Genomic DNA, 14,794 nt, shown 5'->3' with positions numbered 1-14,794 from the left:
GTCTGAGGGAGGGGTGGACAGGCGCTGACAGCCTGTGGGGCATGACTTCTCCGGTAATCGACACACCCGCCGCGGGCGCCGGCGCCGCGGCCCGCGCGGCAGATCTTTGGAAGGTGTACGGCTCGGGCGAGGCACAGGTGATCGCCCTGCGCGGAGTGAGCGTCGAGCTCGAACGCGGCCGGTTCACGGCCATCATGGGCCCCTCCGGCAGCGGCAAGTCCACCCTGATGCACTGCATGGCGGGCCTCGACTCGGCCACCCGCGGCCAGCTCGCGATCGGCGACACGGCGCTGAACGGGCTGGGCGACGCGGGCCTGACCCGGCTGCGCCGGGAGAAGGTGGGCTTCATCTTCCAGCAGTTCAACCTGCTGCCGACGCTGACCGCCGAGGAGAACATCCTGCTCCCGCTGGCCATCGCCGGGCGCAAGGCGGACCCGCAGTGGTTCCGGACCGTCATCGACACGGTCGGCCTGGGCGACCGGCTCGGCCACCGCCCGAACCAGCTCTCCGGCGGCCAGCAGCAGCGCGTCGCCTGCGCCCGCGCGCTGGTGGCGCAGCCCGAGGTCATCTTCGCCGACGAGCCGACCGGCAACCTGGACAGCCGCTCCGGCGCGGAGATCCTGGGCTTCCTGCGCCGCAGCGTCACCGAGCACGGGCAGACCATCGTCATGGTCACCCACGACGCGAACGCCGCCAGCTACGCCGACCGGGTCATCTTCCTGGCCGACGGGCAGATCGTCGACGAGCTGACCGAGCCGACCGCGGACGCGGTGCTGGACCGGATCAAGCGCCTGGACGTCGTGTCCACGGGAGCCTCGGAATGATCAAGGCCAGCCTCCGCGGCCTGCTGCAGCGCAAACTGCGCCTGTCGCTGGCCGTCTTCGCCATCGTGCTGTCGGTGGCGTTCCTGGCCGGCAGCCTGGTGCTGTCGGACACCCTGAACGCGCGGTTCACGGCCCTGTTCAGCACCATCAACCAGAACGTCTCGGTGGTGGTGCAGGCCAAGGACCCGCAGGCGGTCAAGCCGGCCCGGCTGACCGACGCGCAGCTGCGCACCCTGTCCGAGGTCGACGGCGTCAGGCTCGTCTCGCCGGACGTCAGCGCCCAGGGCGTGATCCCGTTCCGGGCCACCGACGGCGAGCCGGTCAGCGCCGACGCGGCACTCGGCTTCGGCGTGGACGGCAAGGACGACCCGCTCGGCCTGGTCGAGCTGCGCGAGGGCCGCTGGCCCACCGCCGAGGGCGAGGTCGCGATCACCGCGCACACCGCCGAACTGGCCAAGGTCAAGCGCGGCGAGCAGCTGAAGGTGTACCTGCCGGTGCTCAACGAGCCGCGCACGTTCACCGTGGTCGGCGTCGCCGGCTACTCCGGCGGCCGGGACAGCCTCGCCGGCGAGGTCGTGGTCATGTTCCAGCAGGCGTTCGCGCAGCAGACGTTCTACGGCGCGACCGGCGTGTACGGCGGCGCGTCCTTCGCCGCCGAGGACGGCGTCAGCGACGACGCGCTCAAGCAGCGGATCGCGGAGCAGCTGCCGGACGGGTTCAAGGCGCTGACCGGGCAGGAGAGCAGCGAGGAGCAGTCGGCGCAGGTCGGCGTGCTGTTCGACGTGTTCAAGTACATCCTGATCGGGTTCGCGGTGGTCGCGGGCGTGGTCGGCATCTTCCTGATCTTCAACACCTTCAACATCATCGTCGCGCAGCGCACCCGCGAGCTGGCGCTGCTGCGTGCGCTGGGCGCCGGTTGGGGCCAGGTCGCCGGCTCGGTGCTGCTGGAGGCGCTGGTGGTCAGCCTGGTCGGCGCGACCGTGGGCCTGGCGGCCGGCATCGGGCTCGCCGCGGCGGGCGAGGCGGCGATCACCAGTGAGGTGGCGCTGCCCAGTGCCGGGCTGGTCGTCGCGCCGCTCACGGTGATCCTGGCGTACCTGCTGGGTGTCGTGGTGACGCTGGTGGCCGCGTTCGTGCCCGCGGTGCGGGCCTCGTCGGTGCCGCCGGTCGCCGCGATGCGCGACGTGGTGCGCCCCGACAAGTCGCTCAAGGCACTGTCCATCGTCGGCGCGGCCTTCGCGCTACCGGGCATCGGCCTGGTGCTGCTGGGCGCGTTCGCGGACCTGGGCGGCACCGCGTTCCTGATCCTGCTGGCCGGCGCGGTGCTGGTGTTCATCGGGGCGCTGCTGCTGTCACCGCTGCTGGCCCGCCCGCTCGTGCGGGGGCTCGGCGCGCTGGTCGGCCGGGGCTCCGCGGGCAACCTGGGGGTGCGCAACGCGGCGCGCAACCCGCGCCGCACCGCCGTCACCGCGGCCGCGATCATCATCGGCGTCACCGTGATCGGCATGACCGCGACCGTGGTCCAGTCCTTCAAGACGAGCCTCACGGACATCATGGGCGACAACATCGGCGTGGAGGTGATGATCCAGGCGAACGTCACCGCCGCGCCCGACGGCCGGCAGGGCTTCAACCCGAAGGCGCTGGCGCAGGTGCGCGCCATCCCGGGCGTGAAGGAGGCGGCGGCCTGGCACTTCGACGCGCTCGGGGTGAGCGTCGCGGGGCAGCCGCAGGCGTTCGGCATCTTCGCCACCGACGTCGGCCAGGCCTCGCGCATGTTCCCGTTCGACGCGACCGACGGCCAGATCCGCACGCTGGCCGCGCAGGAGCTGGTGCTCGACGACAACATCGCCGAGACGCTCAAGCTCAAGGCGGGCGACCGGACCCCGGTGGTGATCGGCGGGGTGACCCGCGACTACACCGTGGTCGGCGTGTACAAGGCGACGCCGATCATCCAGGGCATCCTGGTCGGCGAGCCCGCGGTCGCGGACTTCCCCGGGCCGCTGGCGTTCCAGGGCTTCGTCTCGCTGAACGACGGCGTCGACGCGGCCCCGGTGGTCGCGCAGATCGAGACGATCATGAAGGACTACCCGGGCGTGCAGGTCGGCGACCGGCAGTCCTACGTCGACCAGGCCACGGCCAGCTACGACTTCCTGCTGATCGCGGTGCAGATCCTGCTGCTGGTGGCGCTGGTCATCGCACTGCTGGGCATCCTGAACACGCTGGTGCTCAGCATCGTCGAGCGCACCCGCGAGCTGGGCCTGGTCCGCGCGGTCGGGCTCAGCCGGGGCGGCCTGGTCTGGATGGTCACCGTCGAATCGGTGCTGATCACCGTGTTCGGCGTCTTCCTCGGGTTGGCTCTCGGGGTCGGTCTAGGGGCCGCTTTCACCAAGGCGCTGATGACATTGGAGTTCGCGACGGTGATCGCGATCCCGTGGCTGGAACTGGTGCAGTACCTCCTGGCCGCGGTCGTGGCCGGGGTGCTGGCGGCGGTCATCCCCGCGCGGATGGCGGCCCGCCTCAACGTGCTGGACGCCATCTCCTACGAGTGAGTGCCTGCCCGGGTCAGGGTCGCCCCTGACCCGGGCGTGGGGGCCTTCCCCGCGTACGGAAGCCCGGGGCGGCTCACCCCGCGGGCCGAGGTCCGCGGCCGTTTCCCCGCCGACGATGAGTACACCGGCCGGTCGCGTGCCCCGCCTTGGCAACGCGGCCGGCCGGTCCATGTCGCCGACCGGCCGAGGGAAGAACTCATGACAACAGCAGCCCCGCCCCTGACCCGCCAGCGCGCGGAGACCTCCGCCGCCCGCGCGTCCGGAGTCTGGAAGGTGTACGGCTCGGGCGAGGCCCAGGTGGTGGCCCTGCGCGGGGTCGACGTCGAGCTCGAACGCGGCCGCTTCACCGCCATCATGGGCCCGTCGGGCTCCGGCAAGTCCACCCTCATGCACTGCCTCGCGGGCCTGGACTCGGTCAGCCGCGGCCAGGTCTTCGTCGGCGACACCGGGGTCACCGGCCTGTCCGACGCGGGCCTGGCCCGGCTGCGCCGCGAGAAGATCGGCTTCATCTTCCAGCAGTTCAACCTGCTGCCGACGCTGACCGCGCAGGAGAACATCCTGCTCCCGCTGGCCATCGCCGGGCGCAAGCCGGACCAGGACTGGTTCAAGACGGTCATCGACACCGTCGGCCTGGGCGACCGCCTCGGCCACCGCCCCAACCAGCTCTCCGGCGGCCAGCAGCAGCGCGTCGCCTGCGCCCGCGCACTCGTCTCCCGGCCGGAGGTCGTCTTCGCCGACGAACCCACCGGCAACCTGGACAGCCGCTCCGGCGCCGAGGTGCTGGGCTTCCTGCGCCGCAGCGTCACCGAGTACGGCCAGACCATCGTCATGGTCACCCACGACGCCGTGGCCGCCTCGTACGCCGACCGGGTCATCTTCCTCGCCGACGGGCAGATCGTCGCCGAGCTGACCGGGCCGACTCCGGAGCGCGTGCTGGACACCCTGAAGAGCCTGGACCGCCCCGCGCCGCCGGAGACCGAGCTCTGATGCTGCGCGCCACCCTGAAGAGCCTGCTCGCCCGCAAGCTGCGCCTGGTCCTGTCGGGCCTGGCCGTGCTGCTGGGCGTGATGTTCGTGTCCGGCTCGTTCGTGCTGACCGACGCGCTGGGCCGCTCGTTCGACAACATGTTCTCCTCGGCCATGGCCGAGACCGACGTGCTGGTCAGCGCCCGCCCGGCCATCGACGTGTCCGAGCTGGAGGGCGAGCCGGTGCCCGGCATGCTCGCCGCCGCCGACCGCGACGCGGTGGCCGGGGTGCCCGGCGTCGCGCAGGTCGTCGGCGAGGTGCAGGCCGACGGCGCGCGCCTGATCGGCGCGGACGGCAAGGTCGTCGCCTCGTTCGGCCCGCCGCGCTTCGGCGCGAACTGGACCGGCGAGACCGGCGGCCTGGAGCTGCGCGAGGGCCGCGGCCCGGCCGCCGCCGACGAGATCGCGATCAACGTGACCCTGGCCGAGCTGAGCAAGCTCAAGGTCGGCGACCGGGTCGGCGTGCTGACCACCCAGCCCAAGAAGCTGTTCACGCTGGTCGGTGTCTTCGGCTACGAGGGCGGGCTGCCCGGCCGCGGGCCGGTGCACGAGGTCCGGTTCACCGAGCCGGTCGCCCAGGAGCTGATGCTGGGCGCGCCTGGCGCGTACACCAGCCTGAGCGTGACCGCCGCACCCGGCACCGACCCCGCCGCCCTGCGCGACGCGATCAAGTCGCGGCTCGGCGACAAGTACGTGGTGCAGACCGGCCAGGAGGCCGCCGCGGCCATCGCCGGCGAGTTCAAGACGATCCTGTCGCTGTTCAACAACATCCTGCTCGGCTTCGCCGGGGTGGCGCTGTTCGTCGGCACCTTCCTCATCCTCAACACGTTCTCGATCATCGTGGCGCAGCGGACCAGGGAACTGGCGCTCAGCCGGGCGCTGGGCGCGAGCCGCCGCCAGGTCATCGGCTCGGTCATGGTCGAAGCGCTGGCCATCGGCCTGCTCGCCTCGGTGCTGGGCCTGGCCGCGGGCGTCGGCGTCGGCGCGCTGCTGGCGAAGTTCGCCGCCGACTTCAGCAGCATCGTGCTGGCCTCGATCAGCCTGCCGCTGGCCGCGGTGATCAGCGCGTTCGCCGTCGGCATCGGCGTCACGGTGATCGCCGCCCTGCTGCCCGCGGTGCGCGCCTCCCGGGTGCCCCCGGTCGCCGCGTTGCAGGAGGTCTCCACCCCGGACCGCCCGCTGACCAGGCTGACGGTCAGCGGCTCCGTGATCGGCGCGCTGGGCGCGGGCGCGATCGCGTTCGGGCTCGCCACCAGCGGCGACGCGGTGATGTGGCTGCTGCTGGGCGGGGTGCTCGCCACCTTCATCGGGGTGTCGCTGCTCAGCCCGGTGCTCGCCCGCCCGGTGGTGTCGGTGCTGGGCAGGCTGTTCTCGTGGTCGGTGCCGGGACGGCTGGGCCGGCTCAACTCCGGCCGCAACCCGCGCCGCACCGCGATCACCGCGGCCGCGCTGATGGTCGGCGTGGCTCTGATCACCGGCGTGAACACCACGATCTCCTCGGCCGACCGCAGCCTGCGCGGCGACGCCGAGACCGGTTTCCAGGCCGACCTGATCATCTCGGGTCAGGAGTCGCCGGGGGTGCTGCCGACCTTCGACGAGGCGCTGCTGCCCCAAATGCGGGCGGTGCCCGGCATCGGCACGGTCACCGCCGAGTACAACGACCAGGCCCTGATCAACGAGGAGCCGAGCTGGGCGGCCGCGGTGACCGACCTGCCCGCCGTCGTGCGGGACCTGTCCCTGGTGACCGTCGCGGGCTCGCTGGCCCAGCCGGGGGCGGGTGAGGTCGTCGTCGACGACCAGAGCGCGACCCGGGCCGGGTTGACGGTCGGCAGCACGGTCACCGTGAAGCTGCCCAAGGCTGAGCCGGCGTCTTACCGGATCAGCGGCGTCTACCAGCGGGTGCCGTTCTACGGCGGCTACATCTTCGGCACCGGCGTGGTGCCCGGGATGCGCTTCCCGCAGCCGTCGTTCGCGTACGTCAGCCTCGCCGACGGCGCGGACGCCGCAGCGGCCCGCACCGGCCTGGAGGCGCTGCTCGTCGACAGCCCGGAGATGCTGGTCGAGGACAAGCAGCAGTATCTGGACCGGGAGCTGGGCGAGGGCGCGCAGCTGCTCCTCATGATCCAGATCCTGCTGGGCCTGGCCATCGTCATCGCGGTGCTGGGCGTCATCAACACCCTGGCGCTGTCGGTGCTGGAGCGCACCCGCGAGCTGGGCCTGCTGCGGGCCATCGGGCTGAGCCGGGCCGCGACCATGCGCATGATCACCGTCGAGGCCGTGGTGATCACGGTGTTCGGCGTGCTGCTCGGCGTGGCCGTCGGCGTCGGACTCGGCGCGGCCGTGGTCCAGGGCCTGGCCGACGAGGGTCTGAAGACCCTCGCCGTCCCGTGGAACGCCATCGGCCTCTACCTCGCCGCCGGCGTGGCCCTCGGCGTCCTGGCCGCCGTCCTGCCCGCGATCCGCGCCGCCCGCATCAACGTCCTCACCGCCATCGCCCACGAGTAACCCGGCCGAAGAAGGGCACCTTCTTTAACGCTCCGCGTTAAAGAAGGTGCCCTTCTTCACGCGTCACCCGCGCTGACCAGGACGTTCTCTTTGCTTCGGGGCGATGCCGGAGGCGGCACCGTCCGCCAAGGATTGCCAAGGAGTCTTTGCAAAGATATGTTGGTGGTCATGGCAGCCGAACGCATCACCCTCGATCCGCGCACGCTGCGCGGGCTCGCCCACCCCCTGCGCGTGCGCCTGCTGGGCCTGCTGCGCGAGCGGGGACCCTCCACCGCCACCCTGCTGGCCGCCCAGCTCGGCCAGTCCAGCGCCGCCACCAGCTACCACCTGCGCCAGCTGGCCCTCTACGGGTTCGTGATCGACGAGCCGGCCCGCGGCAACAACCGCGAGCGCTGGTGGCGGGCCGCGCACCGCGGCACCACCGTGGACCACGTGGAGCCGGAGTCGTTCGGCGACTTCGAGGCCTACCTGCGCGCCGTCGCCGCCCAGTACGCCGCCCGCGTCGACCGCGCCCTCGACGAGTACGCCACCCGCCCGCCGCAATGGCAGCGCGTCGGCACCATCAGCGACTGGACGGGCCAGCTCACCCCCGACGAGACCAAGGAGCTGCAGGCCGACCTGTTCGCGGTCTTCGAGCGCTACCGGCGCTTCGACCTCGACGCCGAGACGCCCGAGGGCACCGCCCGCGTCCATGTGCAGTTCCAGGTGCTGCCGTTCCCCGAGGAGTCGGCATGAGAGGGCTGGCCGGCCTGCTGATCGCGGGCACCGTGTCGAAGGTCGGCAGCGTGCTGACGTTCCTGGCCGTCCCGTGGCTGGTGCTGGTCACCACGGGCAGCCCGGCCCGGATGGGCCTGGCCGCGGCGGCCGAGCTGCTGCCGTACGTCCTGATCGGACCGCTCGGCGCGCCCCTCGTCGACCGGATCGGCCCGCGCCGGGTGTCCATCGTCGCCGACCTGGCCAGCGCCGCCGTGATGGCAGCCGTGGCGTTCGGGCAGCGCGGCGGGTTCGGGGTGCTGCTGGTGCTGCTCGTGCTCGCCGGGGCGCTGCGCGGGCTCGGCGACTGCGCCAAGCGGGTGCTGCTGCCCTCGACCATCGCCGCGTCCGGGGTGGACATGACCCGCGCCACCACCGTGTACGACGGCGTGAACCGGCTCGCCGGGCTGCTCGGCGCGGCCCTGGGCGGGGTGCTGATCGCCGCGCTGGGCGCACCGCGCACGGTGCTGCTGGACGGCGTCTCGTTCGCGGTGTGCGCGCTGCTGGTGGCCGCGCTGGTGCCCGCCCGCACCACGGCCGCCGCCGCCGACGCCCCGCCGCCGGAGCCGTACCTGACCGCGCTGCGCGGCGGCGTCGACTTCATCCGTGGCGACCGGCTGATGCTGGGCATCCTGGCCATGCTGTTCGTGACCAACCTGGCCGACCAGGCCAACGCCGCCGTGTTCGTGCCGGTCTGGATCGACGAGGTGCTCGGCTCGCCGGAGGCGCTGGGCTGGGTGAGCGCGGCGTTCGGGCTCGGTGCGGTGCTGGGCAACCTGGTCTTCACCGCGCTCGCGCCGCGCGCACCCCGCTACGCGGTGTTCACCGTCGGGTTCCTGGTCGGCGGCTCGCCCCGGCTGGCCGTGATGGCACTGTCCGACGACCTGACGCCGGTGCTGGTCGCGGCCTTCGCCTCCGGGCTGGCGATGGCCGCGGTCAACCCGATCCTCGCCGCGACCATGTTCGAGCGGGTGCCCGCGCACCTGCAGGCCCGGGTGCTGAGCCTGTCCAACGCGATCGGTTTCGCGGGCATCCCGCTGGGCGGTCTGCTTGGCGGCTGGGCCGTGGAGCACATCGGACTGACTCCGGCCCTGCTGGTCTTCGGCGCGTGCTACCTGGGCGCGACACTGCTGCCGGTGGTCTCGCCCGGCCTGTGGCGACAGCTGGACCGCCGCCCGGCGGACGCACCCGTGCCCCACCCACGCGATACGCGACCTGACGGCTCGGTGGCCTCCGCGCGCGCCGCCGCGACGGCGTCTGTCAACTCACGTTGACACCCCGGATCGGTGTCAACTACGGTTGACAACAACGATCGAGGGAGGCTCACGATGAACGCCGATGTGGTGATCTCCGGGGGCGGCCCCACCGGGCTGCTGCTCGCCGCCGAGCTGCGCCTGGGCGGGGCGCGGGTGGTGGTGCTGGAACGCCGCGCCGAGCCCGACCCGGTGCCGCGCGCCAACGGCCTGGTCGGCCAGGTGGTGACCGTGCTGTACCGGCGCGGGCTCTACCGCGCCCTGGCCCGCCACGACCGCGGGCCCCGGGCACTGGTCCAGCGCTGGTTCACCGGGTCGCTCGGCGACCGCCCCCGCCCCGTGCGCGGCTTCTCGCACGCCGGATTCCGGCTCGACCTGCGCCGCCTGCGCGACGCCAACCCGCTGCACGTGCTCGCGGTGCCGCAGCGCCGGATGGAGCAGGTCTTCGAACGGCACGCCCGCGGCCTCGGCGCGGACGTCCGGCGTGGACACACGTTCGCCGGGCTCGCCCAGGACGGCGACGGCGTGACGGTCGAGGTCGACGGCCCGGACGGGCGCTACCGGCTGCGAGCGGCGTACCTGGTCGGCTGCGACGGGTCGCACAGCGCCGTGCGCAAGGTGGCCGGGATCGGCTTCCCCGGCGAGACCAGCCGCGAGGTGGTCATCCGGATGGCGCACGTGGTGCTGCCCCGCGCCGCGCTCACCCCCGCCGGCGCGCTGCGCGCCGCCGACGGCGCGGTGTACCGGCCCTACCAGCTGCACCGTACGGCGCACGGGGCGTTCTCGTTCGCCTCGTTCATTCCCGGTGTGCACGTGCTGAGCACCCACGAGTGGGATGCGCAGGCACCCGGCGAGCAGGTGCCGATGTCGGTCGCCGAGGCCCGGACCAGCCTGTCCCGGGTGGTCGGCGTGGACGTCCCGGTCGCGGAGCCGCCCACCGACGGCCGGCCGTGGATCCTGCGCCGGCTCACCGACCGCAACAACCGGCTGGCCGACCCGTACCGCGTGGGCCGGGTGTTCGTCGTCGGCGACGCCGCGCACGTGTTCGCGGGTTTCGGCGGCTCCAATCTCAACCTCGGCCTGCAGGACGCGGTCAACCTGGCCTGGAAGCTGGCCCTGGTGGCCCGTGGCCTGGCCCCCGACGCGCTGCTCGACACCTACCAGTCGGAGCGGATGCCGCAGGCCCGGCAAGCCCTGGACCGCACCCGGGAGCAGGCCGAGCTGATGGCCCCCGGCGACGAGGTGACCGCCCGGCGCGAGCGGTACGCGGCGCGCCTGCGTGAACCCGGGTTCCTGCGCGAGGTCGCCGACGCCGTCGCGGGCCTGGATCTGCCGTACCCGATGGGCCAGGGTCCTGCCCCGCTCGGCCGGATGGCGCCCGACCTGCGGCTGGCGCACGACGGGCGCCGCATCCGGCTCGCGTCGCTGCAGCACGGCGCGCGACCGCTCCTGCTCGACCTCACCGGCGGCCCGGCGCTGGCCGCCGCGGCGGCCCCGTGGGCGGACCGCGTCGACCTGGTCCGCGCGACGTCCCGCGACCCCGGCGCTCCCCCTGCCCTGCTGATCCGCCCCGACGGCTACGTCGCCTGGACGGGCCCCGCCCCGAACGACCCCACCGGCCTCCCGGACGCCCTCACCACCTGGTTCGGCCCGCCCGCCACCACGCCATGATCGCGCGACTTGCCTGGCACCTGTGGGAATCTTGAGCCCACTTTCCCACAGGTGCCAGGCAAGTCCGATGACCTTGGCCGCCGGCGACCTGATGGAGCGTCAGCGGCGGAGGACGGCGTAGACGTCCTCGGGGGTCAGGATGCCGAGGACGTCGGCGCCGTCGCGGACCACGACCCAGCCGGTGTCGCCCTCCAGCAGCGCGGCGAGCGCGTCGCGCAGCGAACCGTCCACCGGCACCGAGGGCGCCCCGTCCGTGGCGTCGGGCATCGGGCGCAGGCCATCGCGCGGGATCGGGGTCACCGCCAGCAGCTTGATGCCGCGGTCCGCGCCGACGAACTCGGCCACGAACGTGTTCGCCGGCTTGGCCAGCAGCTCGGCCGGGGGCGCGAACTGCTCCAGCTTGCCGCCCTCGGACAGCACCGCGATCCGGTCGCCGAGGCGCACCGCCTCGTCGACGTCGTGCGTGACGAAGACGATGGTCTTGCGGACCGTCTGCTGCAGGCGCAGGAACTCGTCCTGCAGCCGCCCGCGCACGATCGGGTCGACGGCCGAGAACGGCTCGTCCATCAGCAGCACCACCGGGTCGGCGGCCAGCGCCCGGGCCACCCCGACGCGCTGGCGCTGCCCGCCGGACAGCTCGTGCGGGTAGCGGTCGGCGTAGCGGGCCGGGTCGAGGCCGACCAGGTCCATCAGCTCCGCGGTGCGCTCGGCGATCTGCCCCTTGGGCCAGCCGAGCAGCTTGGGCACGGTGCCGATGTTGTCGCGCACGGTCTGGTGCGGGAACAGGCCCACGTTCTGGATGACGTAGCCGATGCGCCGCCGCAGCGCGATCGGGTCGACCGCGGTGATCTCGTCGTCGCCGAGCCACATCCGCCCGCCCGACGGCTCGATCAGCCGGTTGACCATCCGCAGGATGGTGGACTTGCCGCAGCCCGACGGCCCGACCAGCACGGTCAGCTCGCCGGCGGGCAGCTCCAGGCTCAGCTCGCGGACCGCGACCGTGCCGCCGTCGTACTGCTTACGTACGCCGTCCAACCTGATCGACACCGCAGCGGTACGGTTCACCTATGCCCTCCAAGCTCAACGACGCCGTGCTCGGCCTCGGCGCACCGGGCGACGATCCGCGCAACCCCTGGTTCTCCTGGAGCTACGTCAGCCAGAACACCGACACCCTGCTCGCCGCGCTGCGCGAACACCTCTTCCTGACCATAGTCGCCGTGACACTGGCGACGGTGATCGCGATCCCGCTGGCGATCCTGGCCTACCGCGTCGGCTCGCTGGCCGGGCCGATCCTCGGGTTCACCGGTGTGCTCTACACCATCCCCTCATTGGCGCTGTTCGCGTTCCTCGCCCCGTTCACCGGCATCGTCGAGCCGACCACGGTGCTGATCGGACTGACGATGTACGCGCTGCTGACCATCGTGCGCAATACGCTGACCGCGCTGCGGCAGGTGCCCGCCGACGTGCTCGACAGCGCCCGCGGCATGGGCTACGGCAAGCGGGCCATGCTGTGGCGCATCGAGCTGCCGCTCGCGCTGCCGGGCATCATGACCGGTCTGCGTATCGCCACCGTGTCGACGGTCGCGCTGGTCACGGTCGGCGAGCTCGCCGGCTGGGGCGGCCTCGGCGAGCTGATCATCGGCGGCTTCAACAGCAACTACTACCGCCCGCAGATCATGACGGCAACGCTGCTGTGCGTGGCCCTCGCCCTGGTCCTCGACCTGGTCCTGCTCGCCGTGGGCCGCATCGTGATGCCCTGGACCCGCCGGAGGGCAGCATGAGCGAGCGCCAGCGAGCAAATCATGGGCCTGACGCCCATGCCGCCGACGAGCGCAGCGAGGAGATGGCATGAGCGTCATCGGCGATGCGATCGTCTGGCTCAACGATCCGCTGAACTGGACCAACCCCGACGGCATCTTCGCGCGTACGGCCGAGCACCTGTGGATCTCCGCGGCGGCGGTGGCGCTGGGCTGCGCGGTCGCCTGGCCGCTGGGCGTGTTGATGGGGCACGTCGGCCGCGGCGGTCCCGCGGTGGTGACCGTGACCAACCTGAGCCGCGCCGTGCCCACGGTGGCGCTGCTCACCATCTTCCCGCTCACCGCGATCGGCTTCGGCCCGAAGGCGATCATCCTGGCACTGTCCCTGTTCGCGATCCCGCCGCTGCTGGCCAACGCCTACCTGGGCCTGCGCGAGGTCGATCCGGAGGTGCGCGACGCGGGCCGGGGCATGGGCCTGTCCGGCTGGCAACTGCTGCGCAAGGTGGAGCTGCCGCTGGCGGTGCCGTACCTCGCCAACGGGTTCCGCATCGCCGCGGTGCAGGTGGTGGCGACGGCGACCCTGGCCGCTTACGTCAACGGCGGCGGCCTGGGCATGATCATCAGTCGGGGCTTCGGGCTGGGCCTCGCCTCGGGCGGCGGCCAGGTGCTGGCCGGCGGCCTGCTGGTGGCGCTGCTCTGCCTGGCCGTGGAGGGCGTGCTCGCCCTCGCCGAGAGGGCACTGCTGCCCAAGTCGCTGCGCCGCGTCAGGCACCGCCCCCCGGCGTCGGTCGCCGACGCGCTGCCCGCCGGGTCCTGAGCGGCCGCTTCAGAGCAGGCCGCGAGCGCGCAGCAGGTCGAACAGCTGCGCGTTGTCGCGGAACAGCACGCTGTCGATGCCGGCGGCCGTGCCGCCCGCGACGTAGACCGGCTTGTCGTCGACGAACAGGCATTCCTGCGGCGTGCGCCCGATCTCGGCGAGGGCACGCTCGAAGAACGCCCGCTCCGGCTTCAGAAAACCTATCTCGTACGACACCAGCACCCCGCTGATGCCCGGCCGCCCGCCCAGCAGCTCGCGGATCACGGCCGCGCGCCGCGGGTGCTGGTTGGTGACCAGGTACACACCGCCGACCGCGAGCCGGGGCAGCACCGCCAGCAGCTCCTCGTTGGGGTCGAGGCTGCCCGCGGGCACCAGCAGCACGCCGTCCACGTCGAGCAGCAGCGTCGTCACCACGCGATCAGCCTAGGCCCGCACCGGCGGCGTCCCACATGACGTCGATCACCTCGCGGTTTGCGCGACAAGCTGCTGACCTGGGGATGTGAACGGTTTGCGAACGGTCCGGCGCGGGTAGACGAGCGCGGTTCACAAATTCATCGCAAGGATGTCTCAGCTACGCGGTAAGAAAGACCTTTGCACATCATCTCGCAGTGCATACGACGGAAGGCTGAATATGGCAACGCACACCCGGAGGGCGTCCGTCCTCCTGCTGGCCGGTGTCACCGCGGCGGCGTTCGCGCTGACCGGCTGCGGGCAGGCCGGTTCCTCGGGCACGGAGGCCCCGGCCACCGCCTCGGGCGCGGGCTGCGCGCCGGTCGCCGGCGACCAGCTGGTGGTCCTCGACGACGACAAGCACCTGCAGAACACCGACAACATCGTCGCGGTCGCCAACGCCAAGCGGGCCACCCCGGCGCTGCTGGCAGCGGTCGACAAGGTCGGGGCGGCGCTGGACACCCCGAAGCTGATCGCGCTCAACAAGGCCGTCGAGGTCGAGCGCAAGACCTCCGAGGTCGCGGCGCAGGAGTTCGCGGCGCAAGCGGGCCTGACCACCGGCCTGTCCGGCGGGGCCGGCCCGGTCGTGGTCGGCGCGGCGAACTTCCCGGAGAGCAAGACCCTCGCCGAGCTGTACAAGATCGCGCTGAACGCGGCGGGCTTCCAGGCCACCGTGCAGGTCTCCGGCAACCGCGAGCTCTACGAGCCCGCCCTGGAGCGCGGCGAGCTGACGGTGTTCCCGGAGTACGCCGCGACCCTCACCGAGTTCCTGAACCAGAAGCAGAACGGCAAGGACGCCGCGGCCAAGGCCAGCGGTGACCTCAACGCCACCGTGGCGGCCCTGAAGGAGCTGGCCACCAAGGCCGGGCTGACCGTGGGCACCCCGTCGGCCGCCGCGGACCAGAACGCGTACGCGGTGACCAAGGCGTTCGCCGACCAGCACCAGGTCAAGACGCTGTCGGACTTCGCCGCCAAGTGCTCCGGCAAGGCCACCGTGCTGGCCGGTCCGCCGGAGTGCCCGCAGCGCGCGTTCTGCCAGCCGGGCCTGGAGAAGACCTACGGCATCGAGTTCGGCTCGTTCCAGCAGGCCGACGCCGGCGGCCCGCAGAGCAAGACCGCGGTGACCACCGGCAAGGCCACCCTCGGCATGGTCTTCTCGTCCGACGGCAGCCTCGCCACCAACTGACCCA

General features: G+C 72.6%; 12 protein-coding genes. 10 read left to right on the top strand and 2 right to left on the bottom strand.

The window, feature by feature from the left end:
* Positions 1-41 precede the first annotated feature (41 nt).
* From HAV39_RS32290 to HAV39_RS32260, 7 genes are all read left to right on the top strand, one after another.
* The gene (locus HAV39_RS32290; protein WP_191842963.1) at positions 42-824 is read left to right on the top strand and encodes an ABC transporter ATP-binding protein; all 783 of its coding nucleotides are present in this window, start codon (positions 42-44) and stop codon (positions 822-824) included.
* The gene (locus HAV39_RS32285; protein ID WP_191842962.1) at positions 821-3,373 is read left to right on the top strand and encodes an ABC transporter permease; all 2,553 of its coding nucleotides are present in this window, start codon (positions 821-823) and stop codon (positions 3,371-3,373) included. Before HAV39_RS32290 ends, HAV39_RS32285 begins: the two co-directional genes overlap by 4 nt.
* 198 nt (positions 3,374-3,571) lie before the next feature.
* On the top strand, positions 3,572-4,360 hold the full coding sequence (locus HAV39_RS32280; protein ID WP_191842961.1) for an ABC transporter ATP-binding protein: 789 nt from the start codon (positions 3,572-3,574) through the stop codon (positions 4,358-4,360).
* Positions 4,360-6,903, top strand: a complete 2,544-nt coding sequence (locus HAV39_RS32275) for an ABC transporter permease (protein WP_191842960.1) — start codon at positions 4,360-4,362, stop codon at positions 6,901-6,903. The genes HAV39_RS32280 and HAV39_RS32275 overlap by 1 nt, the downstream gene beginning before the upstream one ends.
* Positions 6,904-7,071: 168 nt before the next feature.
* Entirely contained in the window at positions 7,072-7,638 is a 567-nt protein-coding gene (locus HAV39_RS32270) for a helix-turn-helix domain-containing protein (protein ID WP_239121057.1), read from the top strand.
* Positions 7,635-8,930: an MFS transporter gene (locus HAV39_RS32265; RefSeq protein ID WP_191842958.1), complete on the top strand. Its 1,296-nt coding sequence runs from the start codon at positions 7,635-7,637 to the stop codon at positions 8,928-8,930. The genes HAV39_RS32270 and HAV39_RS32265 overlap by 4 nt, the downstream gene beginning before the upstream one ends.
* Positions 8,931-8,984: 54 nt before the next feature.
* Entirely contained in the window at positions 8,985-10,580 is a 1,596-nt protein-coding gene (locus HAV39_RS32260) for an FAD-dependent monooxygenase (RefSeq protein WP_191842957.1), read from the top strand.
* Positions 10,581-10,679: 99 nt separating this feature from the next.
* Here HAV39_RS32260 and HAV39_RS32255 read toward each other — a convergent pair whose 3' ends face one another.
* Entirely contained in the window at positions 10,680-11,645 is a 966-nt protein-coding gene (locus tag HAV39_RS32255; protein WP_191842956.1) for an ABC transporter ATP-binding protein, read from the bottom strand.
* Between the two features lie 2 nt (positions 11,646-11,647).
* On the opposite strand from HAV39_RS32255, the gene HAV39_RS32250 reads away from it, so the two are divergent.
* Together HAV39_RS32250 and HAV39_RS32245 are read left to right on the top strand one after the other, a co-directional pair.
* Positions 11,648-12,361, top strand: a complete 714-nt coding sequence (locus HAV39_RS32250; protein WP_191842955.1) for an ABC transporter permease — start codon at positions 11,648-11,650, stop codon at positions 12,359-12,361.
* 67 nt (positions 12,362-12,428) lie between these two features.
* Positions 12,429-13,154: an ABC transporter permease gene (locus tag HAV39_RS32245; protein ID WP_191842954.1), complete on the top strand. Its 726-nt coding sequence runs from the start codon at positions 12,429-12,431 to the stop codon at positions 13,152-13,154.
* A gap of 9 nt (positions 13,155-13,163) precedes the next feature.
* Here the strand turns inward: HAV39_RS32245 and HAV39_RS32240 are convergent, their stop codons facing one another.
* Positions 13,164-13,568, bottom strand: coding sequence for an HAD family hydrolase (locus HAV39_RS32240; RefSeq protein ID WP_191842953.1), 405 nt, complete (start codon positions 13,566-13,568; stop codon positions 13,164-13,166).
* Positions 13,569-13,785: 217 nt separating this feature from the next.
* Here HAV39_RS32240 and HAV39_RS32235 point away from each other — a divergent pair, with 217 nt between their 5' ends.
* A complete protein-coding gene (locus HAV39_RS32235) occupies positions 13,786-14,790 on the top strand; it encodes a glycine betaine ABC transporter substrate-binding protein (protein WP_373311935.1) in 1,005 nt (334 codons plus the stop codon).
* Positions 14,791-14,794: the final 4 nt, after the last annotated feature.

Origin of the sequence: Catellatospora chokoriensis (assembly GCF_011297315.1) — a bacterium.
GTDB lineage: Bacteria > Actinomycetota > Actinomycetes > Mycobacteriales > Micromonosporaceae > Catellatospora > Catellatospora citrea.
Note: the sequence above shows the minus strand (reverse complement) of the source record. Positions and strands in the feature narration are given on the sequence as shown.

Excerpts from the sequence above, each read along its gene's own strand:
- HAV39_RS32290 (WP_191842963.1), top strand. The coding sequence starts at position 42 with ATGACTTCTCCGGTAATCGACACACCCGCCGCGGGCGCCGGCGCCGCG.
- HAV39_RS32285 (WP_191842962.1), top strand. The coding sequence starts at position 821 with ATGATCAAGGCCAGCCTCCGCGGCCTGCTGCAGCGCAAACTGCGCCTG.
- HAV39_RS32280 (WP_191842961.1), top strand. The coding sequence starts at position 3,572 with ATGACAACAGCAGCCCCGCCCCTGACCCGCCAGCGCGCGGAGACCTCC.
- HAV39_RS32275 (WP_191842960.1), top strand. The coding sequence starts at position 4,360 with ATGCTGCGCGCCACCCTGAAGAGCCTGCTCGCCCGCAAGCTGCGCCTG.
- HAV39_RS32270 (WP_239121057.1), top strand. The coding sequence starts at position 7,072 with ATGGCAGCCGAACGCATCACCCTCGATCCGCGCACGCTGCGCGGGCTC.
- HAV39_RS32265 (WP_191842958.1), top strand. The coding sequence starts at position 7,635 with ATGAGAGGGCTGGCCGGCCTGCTGATCGCGGGCACCGTGTCGAAGGTC.
- HAV39_RS32260 (WP_191842957.1), top strand. The coding sequence starts at position 8,985 with ATGAACGCCGATGTGGTGATCTCCGGGGGCGGCCCCACCGGGCTGCTG.
- HAV39_RS32250 (WP_191842955.1), top strand. The coding sequence starts at position 11,648 with ATGCCCTCCAAGCTCAACGACGCCGTGCTCGGCCTCGGCGCACCGGGC.
- HAV39_RS32245 (WP_191842954.1), top strand. The coding sequence starts at position 12,429 with ATGAGCGTCATCGGCGATGCGATCGTCTGGCTCAACGATCCGCTGAAC.
- HAV39_RS32235 (WP_373311935.1), top strand. The coding sequence starts at position 13,786 with ATGGCAACGCACACCCGGAGGGCGTCCGTCCTCCTGCTGGCCGGTGTC.